Origin of the sequence: Corallincola luteus, assembly GCF_004336975.1 — a bacterium.
GTDB lineage: Bacteria > Pseudomonadota > Gammaproteobacteria > Enterobacterales > Neiellaceae > Corallincola > Corallincola holothuriorum.
The window spans coordinates 17150-32896 of the sequence record NZ_SJXE01000001.1 but is presented as its reverse complement, the minus strand read 5'-3'; the positions used below and the strand labels follow the sequence as shown (position 1 = coordinate 32896).

Annotated in this window: 13 protein-coding genes; 6 read left to right on the top strand and 7 right to left on the bottom strand. The window is 48.9% G+C overall.

Annotation, left to right across the window (positions count from 1 at the left end; genetic code table 11):
• Positions 1 to 95: 95 nt before the first annotated feature.
• A complete protein-coding gene (locus EZV61_RS00145) occupies positions 96 to 758 on the top strand; it encodes a transglutaminase-like cysteine peptidase (protein WP_233496534.1) in 663 nt (220 codons plus the stop codon).
• A 12-nt stretch (positions 759 to 770) separates the two neighbouring features.
• Positions 771 to 2750, top strand: coding sequence for a bifunctional diguanylate cyclase/phosphodiesterase (locus EZV61_RS00140; protein WP_131413924.1), 1980 nt, complete (start codon positions 771 to 773; stop codon positions 2748 to 2750).
• A gap of 52 nt (positions 2751 to 2802) precedes the next feature.
• Here the strand turns inward: EZV61_RS00140 and EZV61_RS00135 are convergent, their stop codons facing one another.
• From EZV61_RS00135 to EZV61_RS00125, 3 genes are all read right to left on the bottom strand, one after another.
• A complete protein-coding gene (locus EZV61_RS00135; RefSeq protein WP_131413923.1) occupies positions 2803 to 3273 on the bottom strand; it encodes a hypothetical protein in 471 nt (156 codons plus the stop codon).
• A 129-nt stretch (positions 3274 to 3402) separates the two neighbouring features.
• Positions 3403 to 3891, bottom strand: coding sequence for a hypothetical protein (locus tag EZV61_RS00130; RefSeq protein WP_130566083.1), 489 nt, complete (start codon positions 3889 to 3891; stop codon positions 3403 to 3405).
• Between the two features lie 91 nt (positions 3892 to 3982).
• Positions 3983 to 4420, bottom strand: coding sequence for a hypothetical protein (locus EZV61_RS00125; protein ID WP_131413922.1), 438 nt, complete (start codon positions 4418 to 4420; stop codon positions 3983 to 3985).
• A gap of 337 nt (positions 4421 to 4757) precedes the next feature.
• Here EZV61_RS00125 and EZV61_RS00120 point away from each other — a divergent pair, with 337 nt between their 5' ends.
• From EZV61_RS00120 to EZV61_RS00110, 3 genes are read left to right on the top strand one after another with little or no spacing between them, the layout of a single operon-like run.
• Positions 4758 to 7298 (top strand): TIM-barrel domain-containing protein, encoded by a 2541-nt coding sequence (locus EZV61_RS00120; protein WP_131413921.1) that lies wholly within the window; start codon positions 4758 to 4760, stop codon positions 7296 to 7298.
• Positions 7299 to 7317: 19 nt separating this feature from the next.
• Entirely contained in the window at positions 7318 to 7650 is a 333-nt protein-coding gene (locus EZV61_RS00115) for a hypothetical protein (RefSeq protein ID WP_114339696.1), read from the top strand.
• 56 nt (positions 7651 to 7706) lie between these two features.
• On the top strand, positions 7707 to 8381 hold the full coding sequence (locus tag EZV61_RS00110; protein ID WP_131413920.1) for a response regulator: 675 nt from the start codon (positions 7707 to 7709) through the stop codon (positions 8379 to 8381).
• A gap of 16 nt (positions 8382 to 8397) precedes the next feature.
• On the opposite strand, the gene EZV61_RS00105 is transcribed toward EZV61_RS00110, so the two are convergent.
• Entirely contained in the window at positions 8398 to 8958 is a 561-nt protein-coding gene (locus EZV61_RS00105) for a lysophospholipid acyltransferase family protein (RefSeq protein ID WP_130566079.1), read from the bottom strand.
• A 118-nt stretch (positions 8959 to 9076) separates the two neighbouring features.
• Here EZV61_RS00105 and EZV61_RS00100 point away from each other — a divergent pair, with 118 nt between their 5' ends.
• Positions 9077 to 10297: a mechanosensitive ion channel family protein gene (locus EZV61_RS00100; RefSeq protein ID WP_131413919.1), complete on the top strand. Its 1221-nt coding sequence runs from the start codon at positions 9077 to 9079 to the stop codon at positions 10295 to 10297.
• Positions 10298 to 10315: 18 nt separating this feature from the next.
• Here EZV61_RS00100 and EZV61_RS00095 read toward each other — a convergent pair whose 3' ends face one another.
• From EZV61_RS00095 to hemN, 3 genes are all read right to left on the bottom strand, one after another.
• The gene (locus EZV61_RS00095; RefSeq protein WP_131413918.1) at positions 10316 to 12121 is read right to left on the bottom strand and encodes a permease; all 1806 of its coding nucleotides are present in this window, start codon (positions 12119 to 12121) and stop codon (positions 10316 to 10318) included.
• Between the two features lie 30 nt (positions 12122 to 12151).
• The gene (locus EZV61_RS00090; RefSeq protein ID WP_114339701.1) at positions 12152 to 14128 is read right to left on the bottom strand and encodes a sensor histidine kinase; all 1977 of its coding nucleotides are present in this window, start codon (positions 14126 to 14128) and stop codon (positions 12152 to 12154) included.
• 247 nt (positions 14129 to 14375) lie between these two features.
• Positions 14376 to 15716 (bottom strand): oxygen-independent coproporphyrinogen III oxidase, encoded by a 1341-nt coding sequence (gene hemN, locus EZV61_RS00085; protein WP_205695327.1) that lies wholly within the window; start codon positions 15714 to 15716, stop codon positions 14376 to 14378.
• Positions 15717 to 15747: the final 31 nt, after the last annotated feature.

Here is a 15747-nt window from a genome sequence, read left to right as displayed (position 1 = left end):
GTGATTCGAGCGCCGAACCAATAGGTTAGCTAATATCCCATAGCGCCGAAGTCTGCACTACACTGGATATATCGACAAAAAACTGCAGGCATTCTGTGTCGCTCCCACTGTCAAATATCGCAAAAATTGCCATTTTTCTATGCGGTTTACTGTTAATCGCATCTTTGCGTTCAGATGACTTCCTACAAATTTTTTCACCAGCACTGTTTACCAAAGTCAGTGAAGATTATGGTGACGAAGCCGCAGCACGAGTGCGAAAGTTAAAGCGTTTGTTAGAAAGAGGGCAAAATTTAGCCGAAAGGGATAAATTGAAGCTGATTAACAAGCATTTTAACAAAATTGAATTTCGCAGCGATCAAAGCCATTGGGGGAAAGTCGACTACTGGGCCACCCCTATTGAGCTGATTGCGACGGGGGCAGGGGACTGTGAAGACTACTCCATCGCCAAATATTTTTCTCTCCGTGCACTTGGTGTCGCCCCGGAAAAACTGCGGCTAATGTATGTGAAAGCTGTGCGTATTAATCAAGCACATATGGTGCTCACCTATTATCCTGAACCCGACTCAATGCCACTGGTTCTGGACAATTTGACCGATAGTATTTTACCCGCCTCAAAGCGTAAAGATCTTATCCCTGTGTACAGCTTTAATGCGGAAGGGTTATGGCAAAGTAAAGCTTTAAACCAAGGTAAACGTGTTATTGAGAACAGCCAGGCTCCCTGGCACGAATTATTAAACCGAATAGAATCAGGTTATTAAGAGGAATACGCCATGTCAGCCACTCCATTAATCAAACGGTTGTTCCTCGGCCCGACTTTTCGCGGTCAGGTGATACGCCTGCTTATCGCCACCAGCTTGCTTGGTTCCGTTGCTTACTTTGCTGTACAACTAAACCAAACCCAACAGTACCTAAAAGCACAACTCAGCACCCATGCTCAGGACACCGCATACTACTTCGGTATGTGGTGCCGTGACTATGTGGCTGCGGGGGATCTGGCGATGGTAGAAACGCAAGTCAGTAGCTTGGTTGATTCGAACTATATCGTTGAGTTCACCCTAACCGACAAAGCTGGCAAAGAGGTATTAAAAAGGGTCGGAAGTAATCAAATAGAGGGCGTCCCCAGTTGGTTTGTGAATTGGTATGTACTTGAACCCGGCGTAGGTACGTCAGAGCTTTACGCCTGGGAAAAGCTGGGAGCGATTGAAATAAAAAGTAATACTGGTTTGGCTTACGAGTACCTATGGAAATCAGCAAAAAAGAGTTTGTTAGTCGCCCTACTCATCGCCGCTGTTGCATCTCTGATTGGCTACGCTTTGTTGTTTTTCATTGTTCGTCCACTGCGTGCAATCGAAGCTCAAGCCAATGCCATTGCGGCACGCGATTTTTCAAAAATTAGTCAGCTCCCTGGTACAGAAGAGCTTAGAAGTGTGGTCTTAGCGATGAACCGTATGGCGAAAGCGATAGAGAAGAACTTCAAAGCAGTAAGCGAACGTGCCGATAAACTGCAAGCCGAAGCCTATATTGATGGCTTAACCCAATTAGGTAATCGTCGCGCCTTTCTCGCTCACCTCAAACAACTGCTGAATGATCCAGAGCAACCCAGTGGCGCTTTATGGTTCGTTCACTTAACCGGACTTGAAAGCTTGCAGCAAAGAGCTGGCGCCCCTATTGCCAAAGATCAGGTAAAACGAGTCTGCGAACTATGTCGCGAGCTCGCTGAGCATTTCGAAGGCATGGCATTTCGCACATCAGAAAGCGAGATAGCAATGGTTGTACCCAGACTCCATCAGCTAGACCAAGACGCCAATAGCCTGAGCACTTCATTGGATGCGCTAGCCCACCCAGAACAGACACAGGGCGTCGCCATCCTGGGTATCTGTGAATATCGTCCCGGTATGGAGTTGAAACAACTACTTGCCAACGCCGACCACGCATTAACACTGGCGGGACAACCAGGTGAACAGCGATTCCATATACTGGCACCGGAAGAGAATCTGGCGACTGACCAACTGGATATTAGTCAACGGCGAGCCAAAATGAGCAGGCTCATCACACCGCCGCAGCTCAAGCTAAGCTGTCAGCCAATTCTTGCTAAAGATGGTCAGCAAGTGCAGATGTTCGAATTGCTATCACGATTCTTTGACGACCAAGGGGCGGCGATGAACACGCCAGATCTATTCGCCGAGCTGAGTCGACTGGGTTTGATTGAACAACTTGATCGCGCAGTGATCAAGGAAGCACTGGAAGTGGCGCGTGTGCATCAAGGCGCTCGGCTAGCGATTAACCTGTCAATGCAAACGATGCTCAGTACAGAATTTCTAGCTTGGTTGGCCAACCAGCTTCCCAAAGCCAGAGGTCTTCGTAAACGAATCACCTTTGAACTCAGTGAACATAGTATTCAATTACACATGAAAGCTGCACAGAGCTTTATACAAACAGTCAGAACACTTGGCGTTAAAGTCACCATAGAGAAGTTTGGTGTCAGCACCTTACCCTTTTCCTACCTAAAACAGATCCGCCCCGACCATATTAAAGTGGCAGGTAACTACGTCCATGACATCAACAAAGATATTGAAAACAAAGATTTTATAACAACCCTAATACAGCTGGGACACGGTCTTGATATTGCGGTATTTGCCGAGCAAGTTGAGGATGAGGAAGCGGCGAACACCCTCAAAGAGTTAGGTATCGATGGTCTGCAAGGCTACCTGTTTGGGCAACCTTACTCAGTCGATGAAATAGGCAAATAACCTTATCATCTGCCACAAACGGAGGTGAACTAAAAGCCTCCGCTGCAGCTAATTAGTTTATTGCTGATGTCCCAGTCCCGCTGTCAAGAGGCAACAAGTCATCAGGAACCCGCTTAAAAACAACCTTGGATCGGTCGCTGGCTAAGCTATCATTGTCAACCACGGTGACGGCAAAAAAATAGTAACCATCGTCCAACATATCAACCACTAACTCTGGTCTTTCATCGCCGCCAGGCACTTCATCGAGTAGCTCAAGTTCATGGCGATCTTGACCATACCAAATTTGATACTTGTCGATTTCCCAGCTTTGTAGCGGAGTATGATCTGTACGGGCAGTTGGCGCATTCCAACTTAGCACAGGTAGATCACTAGGTTGAGGGTTTTCTGGCGGCGCAGGGTCAACAGGAATAACCACGCCGGGTGAATTCTCTTCCGGAGTGTCAGATCCCCCACCACCACAGCCAACTAAATTCAGACACGAAAAAACTAATACCGCGGGTAACAGCGGTTTCATCACATTCACAACCGACTTTCCCTGTTAAAAGCCAACAATGGCTAATCTAAGAAATAATAACTATTGCGGTTGTCGACAGCAGGACAAAACACGCTCTACTTCATACAACAGCGCGACCTACCTTCACATGATGCGGCGTTAAATGCAACGCGCCTGAAGATCCGTATCACTCAAATTGCCACGCATACTCTGGCAAACTTGGAACCACTGTTGATGATCTAGACCCCAATACTGCAGCACCGCACGGCTCATATCATCACTGCTATGTTGCACCAACATGTAACCCCTTTCTCCGTCGTCGCCATCAAGCAACTGTTTTTGATAAGGAGTTGGTGAAATAGAGCAGCTTATTGACGTCAACTCACAGTCTTCACAGCGGGTGACCTCAGCAATAAAATCTTTCAGCGTATTACGGCACCCATCGAGAGGGTTAAGCTGGAACAGCAATAGACCTTCCCCTTCAATCCCCTTCACTGAGTAGCGAACTCTGGCTTGTGCATAAAATGGCGTTTGATTTGCCCAGGCAAGCACCCGATCCATAATCAATGCTTCCCCTTCGCTGGAATGCTGCAACGCAAACAACGCGGCTACACCTAGCACACCGTAGACTAACTTCTTGATTTTCATGCTGACATCCTTGCCTAGCCGGTTTTATGAGAGAGATTAAATTGGCAGACGCTCAATTATTCGCCAATTCTATGACCATTGTCCAGCGTTATCACTTATAGGACGGGAAACAATTGATACAGTCAACATAGGCTTCAAGTTGAAAATATCTTTCCCGCTGCGCCTCAAGCTCCAACTCCGGTAACTGCACCTGACAAGCAGCGCTGCCGTTACAGCTATTTTGCCACTGCGTGGCAACCAACTTTCGATACGCTAAAAAATTCGTCTGTGCTTGCTTGATCAGTTTGGCTTCCTGATAACGCTTCTGTGCAAGCTTACGCTCTAATACGAAATCGTAAACTCGCTCGACCTCATCACGCCACTCATCGACAACATCAATATAACATTCTGCTAATGGAACTGGCTGCGGATTATTCAAAGGACACGCAGCTTGATATGCATCTAAAGGGTGTGATGGCGGTTGTTCACTATGAAGTAACCCTGAATAAAACAGCATATAGATGCCAAATAACCGAATTAGAAAGTTCATTGCTTATTCCGTAAACAAAACTAGCCACATATTAGCAAGTTGCGAACACGTGTCACTGATCGCAAATCACGAATTCATATAAAATGTCTGGCACACAAAATGCTTTACTTACCTGACCAGAGGCGGTAATTGACGGTTTTCCGACACCAGTCAATCACCAAAAAAGATGTTAATTTTAGGCCTAAAGTTTGTTTTTTTGCGATGAACTTCAAAATTAACGCGGTTCGACCCTCTGATAGGCGATAGAAAACGTCGGGTTATTGTACAGTTTACGGTAATATTCGTAACAACCTGGCAACACGCGTAATAACTAGAACCATATCCGAGGAGTCTTCCCGTGGTTAAACCGATCTATTTGCTGACATTGCTCTCATGTCTGTTCAGTTTTGCTGCACAGTCGGCGTCGGTATACCGCACCGTAAGTGGCAAAAACGTTCTTTCTATCGAACTACTCGAAGATGATCTGATTCATCTAGAGTGGGCGATGAACGGAAATGCATCTTCCGGTCGTATCTATACGTCACCCATGGTGCTGCGCAACGACCATAAAGCTAAACCGATCCCTGCTGGTGGTAACACCTTAAAAACGAAAACACTCTCTATTCGTGTTGATACCTCTTCACTGTGCGTAAAAGTGACGGACATTCGTAAACAGCCAGAGTATGAGCTGAGTAATTTTTGTCCGACATCAACCAAGCCTGACCAACTGAGCCTGCAGTTCAGTCGTGAAAATTTCTATCATATCTATGGTCTTGGTGAGCAACATAAGAAACTTGGTGAGATCAACGGTGACCTCAGTGGTCAACGCCGTACACCAGGCAGTGAGTTTGGTAACAAGATGGTCAATCAAGGTGGTGGGGCTGTTGGCAACATGCAAGTTCCCGTCGCCTATTTCCTTGGCCAGGGTATGCAGAACTACGCCCTGTTTCTTGATAACACCTACGCCCAAACTTGGGATTTTTCTGCCGACCCATACAAAGTAGAAACCGGTGGCGATGCGATCCGAGCTTACGTTATCGGTGGCCGTAACTTACAAGACCTGCGTTCTGGATACCTTGACCTGACAGGGCGCCCACCGGTGCCACCACGGAAGATGTTTGGTTTGTGGATGTCAGAATACGGTTTCGACAACTGGAAAGAGATTGACGTCGCAATGCGCGACCTGCGTGCAGCCAAATTCCCAGTTGATGGTGCATTCCTCGACCTACAATGGTTTGGCGGTATTCGCGAAGGCTCTGAAAACACGAAAATGGGCTCTATGCGCTGGGACAAAACTAACTTCCCTAGCCCCAAACTGCGGATCAAAGAGTACAAAGAGAAATATGGTCTGGGTGTCGTCACCATCGAAGAACCCTATGTTGGCAAACGTCTACCTGAATACCTGACCATGGCCACCAAAGGTTATTTGGTTCGCCAATGCCCATACCCTTGTGATCCCGTCTATCTGAATTCCCAGCCATGGTGGGGTAAAGGCGGCATGCTTGATTACACTCATCTGGAAGGTGCTAACTTCTTCCATGATTGGCGCCGTGAACAGCTAATCAAAGATGGTGTCATGGGCCACTGGACAGATTTGGGTGAACCAGAGCAATTTGACGTCAACGCTTGGTATGCTGGTGTTGGTATCGGTACTGAAACTCAACACGGTCATCGAGACGTTCATAACCTCTACAACTTGTTCTGGAGCCAGAGCATCGCTGAAGGTTACGCCCGCAATAAGCACACTCAACGCCCATTCATTTTGAGTCGTTCAGGTACTGCTGGTAGCCAACGTTTTGGCACAGCTATCTGGTCCGGTGATATTGGCTCCAACCTGAAAAACCTGGCCGCACACATCAATACCCAGATGCATATGTCGATGTCTGGCTTCGACTATTATGGTTCCGATATTGGCGGCTTCCATCGCAAAGCGCTTGCTGGCGCCAACGTAGATGAGATGTACACCCAGTGGTTAGCGGTCAGTGCAGCAATTGATATTCCAATGCGCCCACACACCGAAAACCTTTGTAACTGCAAAGAGACCAGCCCTGCCAAAATTGGCGATGTAAATAGTAACCGCGAGATCATTCGTCAACGTTACGCACTGTCTCCTTACTACTACTCGCTAGCACACGAAGCCTATCAACGTGGTGCGGCGATCTTCCCTCCGATGGTTTATCACTATCAAGATGATCCCGGCGTTCGCACACTGGCTAACCAGAAGATGATCGGTGATAGGATGATCGTTGCGACCGTTGCTGAAGCCGGTGCAACAGAAGCCTTGGTTTACCTGCCTAAAGGTGAATGGATTGACTTCCACGATCACGAACGCTACCAAAGTGCTGGCGAATGGTTTGGTCCATTCCCACTCTATCGTGAAGGCATCTATCGCCTGCCGACCTTCGTTAAAACCGGTACCGTTATTCCACAGATCGTGGTTGATGACACTCTGCTGAATATCGATGGTCTCCGTGGCACTGGCCAGAAGCAAAATACCTTACTGGTAGTCGCCTATTTAGGTGATGGTAAGCTAAAAAGTAAATTCACACTTTACGAAGACGATGGCGAGTCCGTTAGCTATAAAGTTAAAGGCAAAGGAACCGTCAACACTGATCTTATCCTCAAGCAACGGAATAACTCAGCTGAGCTAACCATAGCTGAAGGACGTGGTCGTTACGACGGTATGAAGCCTGGACGCGAAGTCAATGCGATGTTCATTACACACGGTCAGGAGATCGCCTCCGTTGCCTATCGTAAAGAGCGTTTAAAGCGCTTTGACAGCATGCAAGAGTATAAGCGTGCCGCTCGCGGCTGGTTCCAAGACGGCAACCGTGTCTACGCCAAAGTCGGCGTAATGAAACTCGCGTTTGTTAATCACATTGAAGTTCGTTGGAAGTAGTCCTTTTTAGGAGCTTAAAATGGCCTTTAAACTAACTCCGCCGGCGCAAGCCGGCGAGTTTGAAGAAGCGAAACGTTACTTCTCCGAGCTCGGAATATGGCATGAAGTAAAGCAACAAAGCGTGGACGGCATTGTCTATTGCTATCGTTGGCGTACTAAACCGATCTCTTTGTCCGAGTCATTGGCTGACGTAACCCATGATCCTGGTGATCTGTATCCCCCTATCGCCCAAGGCGAAATGGAGGCGGCTAAGCACTATTTTCAGGAACTAGGCTTATGGGAAGAGGTCAAACATCAAGATAACAGTAGCTTGGTCTACTGCTATCGGTGGCGAAACGCCCAAAACAAATAGCAATTTTAATAAGGGTGCCATCGGCACCCTTATTTCTAGAGCATAGGGAGAGCAGAATGAGCGAAGGGGTCTGGGGTAATTTCAATATCATGTTGGTGGATGATGAACCGATCACTCGCCACCTATTGAATAGCCTGTTACAGCAATTGGGCTTTCGCTCTATTACTGTCGCCAGCGATGGTGATGAGGCTATTGCCTGCCTGAAAGAGAGCGAATATGACCTCATTCTCACCGATATAGAGATGCCAGGTGTAAACGGTCTAACGCTACTACAAAAGATCCGCTGCGGCGCAACAGAACAACCCAGAAACACCCGTGTCATGGTCATCACCAGCCATGATGAGATGGCAGTGCTTGGCACAGCCATCGCATTGGATGCCGATGCGATCATCAATAAAAGCATTGGTGCTGACCAGTTAAAAACCCGCATCGACCATCTACTACTCGGCCCACAGCCTGAGCTGCGTCCAGCGATCGCTTATGAGATATTAGATACAGAGAAGCCATTACAAATTGATGCCAGCGTAGACGGTATCAACGATGTAGACGGACCAGGCAAGAAAGTTGAATTCGACGCATTAGTGGAAGGGATGCTATTGGCGCAACCGATCCTAAGCGATTCAGGCTATGTTCTCGTGCCCTCCGGCGAGCCGCTCACTTTAGGAAAAATCGGCTTACTGCAGGATCTTCGAGACTACCTGCCAGCATCACACGCTTACATTGTCGATTAACACGCCAGCCAATCATCTAATCGTCCCAGCCTAATCCTTTGGGAATAGGCTGGTGCTTCTTACCTTGAATCGGTTTGAAAAAAGCCTCAATCGCAGCCGCATCGGTGCTGCGATCCCCCGTAAGGTACATAGGCTCAGACAAGCATAAGCGTCGATTACCAAAGTCTAATCCCAATAGAACTAAAGGTACTTTTGCGCCGAGCGCTATGTGATAAAAGCCAGATCGCCAATGGCCAACATGCTTTCTAGTACCCTCAGGTGCCAAGCCCAAGACAAATTTCTCATGACGGTCGAAAAGATCAACCGCGTCCTGCACCACATTACCCCGCTGATGGCGAACCACAGGATAGCCACCCAGCGCACGAAATATCCATCCGAATGGCGGTTTAAACAGCTGATGTTTACCCAGGAATTTAATCTCTAAGCCCAAAGCAAAACGCGCAATGATACAAACAACAAAGTCCCAATTGCTGGTGTGAGGGGCACCTATTAGTAAAAACTTAGGGATGTTTGGCAGATCACCATCAATTCGCCAACCAGCCCGTTTCAATAACCAGCCGCAAAAATTTTGCCACATCAAACCACCCTCACTTCAAAGTCAGCAACAAAATGCTGCTACAACAATAACTTTAGACTTTCTCCAGCCATGTGCGCTGCTTTAACATACACAGTACTTACAGTATGGAGCCGGAAAAATGCGTGACACCCTAACCCATTGGCTAATAAACGCCAACTTCCCAGTGAATCCGTTACTCATTGATGCTCTGCTGATCACTCTGTTATTACTGATAGCAGTCGTGGCGGATCTTATGACCCGCCGCATACTCCTCAAAGCTGTCAGGCAAGTGATCAAACGTAGCCCGATGAAATGGGACGACTTACTGGTCGACTTCAAAGTAATGGAGCATCTGGCGCATCTCGCACCCGCCGTGCTAATGATCTCACTGATACCCAATGCCTTTGCGGATCGGCCCAATAGTGAGCGAATACTCACACTCGTCGTGTCGCTCTATCTATTGTTTGTCATCTGCCGTGGCCTCATGGCTCTACTCAGTGCGCTAGAAGCATTGGCCAGCCGTCATAGCAATAGCAACAAATTGCCATTACGCAGTATTGCTCAGTTAGCGAAGCTGTTCGTATTGCTACTATCACTCATCCTGGGCGCGTCAATGCTAATCGATCGCTCACCCATGGTACTGCTTAGCGGTTTGGGCGCATTTACTGCGGTGCTGCTGTTGGTATTCAAAGATACTATCCTGGGTTTTGTTGCCGGTTTGCAACTAGCCGCTAATGATATGGTGCGCTGTGGTGACTGGATCGAGGTGAAGAAATTTGGCGCTGACGGCGCAGTACAAGATGTCGGCCTAACCACAGTGAAGGTACAAAACTGGGATAAAACCATCACCACAGTCCCCACTTATGCGCTTTTTTCAGATGCGTTTAAAAACTGGCGCGGCATGGAAGAGTCAAGTGGCCGGAGGATCAAACGCTCACTGCACCTTGATGTACAAAGCATCAAGTTTCTTGATGAAGAGACATTCAATGCCCTCAGTGAGATCTCGGTACTCAACCCCTACTTGGAGCAGAAGCGGACGGAGATAGGCCAGTGGCACGACAAGCATCCGTGTAACCATCGGCAATTGACCAATATCGGCACCTTCCGCGCCTACCTTGAACAATACTTAAAGCAACACCCCTTGGTAAACGGTGAACTCACCCTACTTGTCCGACAACTGGCTCCTACCAGTGAAGGTTTACCGATAGAGCTCTACCTGTTCAGCAACGATAAGCGCTGGGCACACTATGAAGCGCTACAGGCTGATCTTTTCGACCATATATTTGCCATCTTACCTGTGTTCGGACTGAGAGCGTTTCAAGCACCCAGCGGACAAGATTTTCAACGGCTCACTAACTAGGCTTAGCCAGACCAAGGCTCAGTGCTTATGGTCGCCATCATGATGGTGGTGACCATGATTAGCATCATGATGGTGATGATGATGGTGATGAAGTAACTCACTCGGCAACAGCTCAGCAATAAATGCCCGTGGGCCGTTCCGCAGCAATGAGATCGCATATAGCGCCACCAAAACGCCGAGTGCCAGCCATTGCCACACCGTGGTTTCAGTGTCAGGCAGCCATGGGGGAAGTACTAACCATGGTTGTGCAAACCAACTAATCATTGCCGACAAGCACACCATGGCGACGACCATCGCAAGCGCAATACCCCGACCATGGCTGTGAATAAGAAAGCGCACCAGCGTTAGATTTACCATGGGCCCCAATAGCAAGAACAATAGACCCGCAGCAGGGGAAAGGCCTACAGCCAAGAGCACGGTTACCACAGGCGTTAGCCCGGTAGCACAAAGATGTAACGGTAATGCAAGCAACATCACTAATAGAAACTGTGCCCACAACTGCTCAGCCAGTAGATCCCATCCTGGCGTTGGCGCTAACGTGGCAGCAACCACCAAGCCGACGATCACCCAAGGCGCCGTATGATCAATCAGGTGGGCATAGCCATCAGTAAATGCCTGAAATAGCCGTTTGGCACTATGCTGACGCGGCTCTTCAACCGAAAGCTCCGCTTCAGGCATTGCAACGTTGCGAACAAAACGCCCAACGATCGTCCCTACGAGCAGTGTCAGCGCCAACGCGGCCAATAAACGTATGCCGGTGAACTCCAACCCAAGCAGTGGCAACGACACCAGTAAAGCATCAAAACCAAATACAGGTGATGCGACCAAGAAAGCCAGCGCAAAGCTCGGTGTCGCCCCCTGCTTCAATAACATCGGATAGATACGTGTGGCATCGGGAATACAAACCGGCAACGGTAAGCCCAACAAGGCACCACGCAGCGCCTCAGGCAAACGTCCCGGCCGCGGTGAAAGCCAAAATGCACGCGGGAACAGGTAGTTAATCATCGCCGCAATGGCATAAGCGAGCAATAGCCAAGGTGCGACGCTCAAAGCAAGGTAGAGAAAGCGCCATTGTGCTTCCGGCGCCGCGTCCTGTAACAGATGATGTATCTCTTCATGATGCTCATGCAGATGGTATCCCAGCCAGCCTGGAAGCAGGATCAATAGCAGGGCAACCACCCCCAGTAGACCACCAACACCGGTCATGGTTGGCGTCGGCTCGGCGCTTTCAACGTGATAGGGCCGATGAAATACCACATGCAAAATGGCGCCAACCACAAATGCCTGGAACCAAGCAAATTGATGACTATCAAGTGCGGTAACCAACTGCTCACCAGCAGCAAACCCAGTGTAAGTGGTCACTGACATAAGGATAATCACCAACCATGCCAGCACTCTCCCGTACTGTGGCCGTAACAGCCACCACACGGTCAAACCCACGGGGATACGATGCAAAACGACACTCAGCGCTAATAACCCATGGGTTTCCGCTTCACCATGATCCACCAGTGCAGCCCCATCACCGAGTGCATGCAACGCTAGGCCAAGCACCCCGACCAACAGGGTGGCATTATGCATCTGCAGTGCAGCGCGGCGAAATAAGTTCTCAAATAGAGTCGGACCGAACAGCCCAAGAGCAACCAACAGCAGTACTTGCCAGCCGCCAGCATGGATAACCTCTGGCAGTATATGGAACAACACCAGACCGCCGACCACAACAAACACGAAGCTGTCCGTCAATGCCAGCCAACCGGGATGACGTCGTACCCACGCATACAAAGGTGGGCCGGCCAATAGCGCCAATATACTAATAACCAACATCATGATTCGTCTTTGAGACCTTGAGCGCTTGCGCTATGAGATATTTACAGGGGCTTGGAAAGGCAGTTCCAGGGTGAATGATGAACCGAAGCCCTGACGCGTTTCCAAACTTAACTTACCACCCAGCGGACCGGCTGCCAGATTATAGCTAATACTGAGGCCGAGCCCCGTACCACCAGCAGCGCGGGCAGTGGTAAAGAAAGGATCAAAGACTTGAGCCGCCACCTCGGCTGACATACCGCAGCCATCATCCTGCACTTTGAGGCGCGCGCGCTGGCTGTGATCATCAAAACTCAGCACCAAACGGATAGTGCCTTGTTGGCCAGCTTCATAGCCATGCTTCTGGGCATTCAATACCAGATTAATAACCGCTTGAGCTACCGCGCTGGGATAACTATCAATCTCCACATCGCGGTCATAATGAAACTGCAGTTCAACCTGCGAATCACGGAAACGGGGCTGAATGCTATCGAGAACTTTCTGAATATACTCAGCAAGCAGAAAGCGTCGACGCTCCCCTTGTGTCTGATCGGCAGCAACCTGACGGAAGCTCTGCAGCAGGTGCACAGCGCGGTCGGTATTAAATTGGATCAAATCCAGCCCCTTCAGGCCATCTTCTAATGCTTGCTCCAACTGGCCGGGAGACAAGCGTTGCTCCTTAAACTGATATTGCATCCGCGTCATCTGCTCCCGCAAATGGGACACAGCCGTCACCACCACGCCCATCGGCGTGTTCACCTCATGGGACACACCAGCCACCATACTGCCAAGGGCCGACATTTTCTCCGACTGCACCAGCTCGCTTTTTGCCAGTTCAAGATCATCTAATGCTCGGGATAACTCGTCGCGCTGCACGACCAGATCCATTTCTACCTGTTCCATAGGACGGGTAAATCGTGCGCGAATAAATCGATCAGTTACGGCACCAATAATGGCGACTAACAGCACCACACTGATGTTAACAACCAATTGCCAACGCAATTCATCCAGCATCGCTAGCGGACTGGAGCTATAAACGAAATACCAAGGCGCATGTTCAAACTGACGCAGCATCACCAAATCACCGTCCATCCGCTCTAGCTTGCGGGTACGGCTGGCGGCCATCTCATGTAACTGCAGTAACTGACCATCATCAAATAGCGGCGCATCGGGATCATCGTCCAGTTGGCGTCCACTGGCCAGCAGTTGCACGGGCGGCTGCAGGTTAATCACGCTCAAAGTGGATGCAGGCCCTTCCAATGGCGAAACAAATCGCTCCAAGAAGTCCAACGTTACATCAGCTCCCACCAAAGCAGGATAGCGGCCACCAGAATTCACTGGCTGCAAATAACTAACTCTCAGATCCTGCGCACGAGAATCAAGATAGGGACGTGTCCAATACGCTTCAGCACCTTGTTGTAACCAGACTTGGGGAGGGCGGAGCACACTGTTGATCAAACGATAACGAACCTCACCATCACGGGGGCCCGGTTGAAAATCATGCCAATCCAATGGCGGATAGATAAATGAAAATCCGGCATCAGGGTTATGGTAGAAGGCTTGCACAGCCGCCGGCTCTACTAGAGGGGCAGACACCAAAAGATCGGCCATCTTTAATGCCGCATTGGCTTCTTGTAGGTATTCCGCGTTATCCGCTTCAAACTCGCCCGCACCAAAAAAGCTCCAAGGACGGTTGTAATACTCTTTGTTGCTAAGCTGAAAATGCGTAGAAGATTGAACCAGATGAGACTCAAGCTGATGCAAAGGTAAGCCTACCGGGGTTTCTTTCCCTAACAGGTATTGCTGACCTAACGCACGCACGTAGTACGTGGTGTTTTCCAGTCGATTATTGAGAGATAAAAAACGCTCTTGAAAGGATGATTCGACCGAGTGGCGCAGGTCCTTAATATCATTGCGAAAATCAAACCAAGAGATAGCCACAGTAATCAATACCAGCACGGTATAAGCCATGCGGTACATTCTTAACTGTCGACGACAAAGGCGCGCTAACGGCGCCGGATCCTTGATCATAATTAGAGCCACATCACATTCTGGTCAAGGAGTATAACGCTATCAGCAGAAGCCTCAACTTTTTGCGCAGGCAAAGAGCGTAACTTTGTTTGATAAAAGAGGTTCAACAGCACTAAGCACCCAAACAAGAGATTATTAACATTTTAGCAACCCCATACTACGGCCAACAACTTGATTTGGCGATACCTAATGTGGTGCAACGAAATTTGAGATACAGCAAAAGCTGTGTAATTCAACTCCGAGCCAATCAGATAATGCGGGAAAATTGCCGCTGTCTGAGCTGTTGCTGCATGTAAGCATCAAAACACATGCATATACTTCGGATAAGCAGTCTTCCCGGCGGTTTAACAACCATTTTCTGCTCAGAAATAGCAAGCAAACCATCATCGGCTAGCGGCATCAATGCAGTCAGTGCAGTGCTGAAATACTCAGTGAAAGCAATATCCCAACGCGCTTCAATATCGACGAAGTTCAATTCAAAGTTACAGATCAGCGCTTTGATAACATCGCGCCGGATCAAGTCGTCTCGGTGCAAAGACACGCCTTTATGTAGCGCGTCCCCACGCTCATCAAGTTGCTGATAATAATGCTTTAGTTCACGCTGATTCTGGACGTAGCAATCGCCGATCTGACTGATTGACGAAACCCCCAAGCCCAAAAGATCACACTCACCATGGGTGGTATAGCCTTGAAAATTTCTATGCAATGCACCGCTACGTTGTAATTTCGCCAGCTCATCATCAGGTTTCGCAAAGTGATCCATGCCAATGAACTGATAGCCTTGCGCCGTTAGATACTCAATGCTTTGCCGAAACATCGCCATCTTTTCTGCTGCCTCTGGCATGGCGGTCTCGTCGATCTTACGCTGTGCCGCAAAGCGCTCTGGAAGGTGCGCATAGTTAAAGACAGACAAACGGTCTGGATCCATCGCAAGCGTCTGCTCTAATGTCTTGGCGAAACTCGACGCCGTCTGATGCGGAAGGCCATAAATAAGATCCAAGTTTACCGACGACATCCCCTGAGTTCGTGCTTCAGCCACTAACGCATGAATAAACTCATTGTCTTGCTCTCGATTAACCGCTTGTTGCACCACAGGATTAAAATCCTGGACGCCAATACTGATGCGGTTAAATCCTTCTGCTGCCAAATGAGACATCATAGAAAGTGGGATCTCTCTGGGATCGACCTCTATTCCCTGTTCTATCGATGGCGAAAAAACAAAATGTCGCCTTAACATCGCCATCAAGCGACTCATCTGCTCAGCAGATAAGAAGGTCGGCGTCCCCCCGCCAAGGTGTAACTGTTTCACCTCATAGTGCTGAAACTGAGGGCCGCGAGTTGCCATTTCTCGCTCGAGGAAATCGAGATAAATGTCAGCCTTATGTGGGTGGCGAGTGATCACCTTATTACAGCCACAGTAGTAGCAAAGCTTATGACAAAACGGAATATGCACATAAAGTGACAAGCTGCTGCGTTCACTGCGCGCGATCGCTTTCACCAAATCATCCGCGGCAAACCCCTCTTTAAACTCCAATGCGGTTGGGTAAGAGGTGTATCTAGGACCGGTCAGATTATACTTAGCAATCAGGGCTTGATCCCAAATCGGGGTTGGCGTGGTC

Coding starts and splice junctions, on each gene's coding strand:
- EZV61_RS00140 (WP_131413924.1), top strand. CDS start 771: ATGTCAGCCACTCCATTAATCAAACGGTTGTTCCTCGGCCCGACTTTT.
- EZV61_RS00130 (WP_130566083.1), bottom strand. CDS start 3,891: ATGAAAATCAAGAAGTTAGTCTACGGTGTGCTAGGTGTAGCCGCGTTG.
- EZV61_RS00125 (WP_131413922.1), bottom strand. CDS start 4,420: ATGAACTTTCTAATTCGGTTATTTGGCATCTATATGCTGTTTTATTCA.
- EZV61_RS00115 (WP_114339696.1), top strand. CDS start 7,318: ATGGCCTTTAAACTAACTCCGCCGGCGCAAGCCGGCGAGTTTGAAGAA.
- EZV61_RS00110 (WP_131413920.1), top strand. CDS start 7,707: ATGAGCGAAGGGGTCTGGGGTAATTTCAATATCATGTTGGTGGATGAT.
- EZV61_RS00105 (WP_130566079.1), bottom strand. CDS start 8,958: ATGTGGCAAAATTTTTGCGGCTGGTTATTGAAACGGGCTGGTTGGCGA.
- EZV61_RS00100 (WP_131413919.1), top strand. CDS start 9,077: ATGCGTGACACCCTAACCCATTGGCTAATAAACGCCAACTTCCCAGTG.
- EZV61_RS00095 (WP_131413918.1), bottom strand. CDS start 12,121: ATGATGTTGGTTATTAGTATATTGGCGCTATTGGCCGGCCCACCTTTG.
- EZV61_RS00090 (WP_114339701.1), bottom strand. CDS start 14,128: ATGATCAAGGATCCGGCGCCGTTAGCGCGCCTTTGTCGTCGACAGTTA.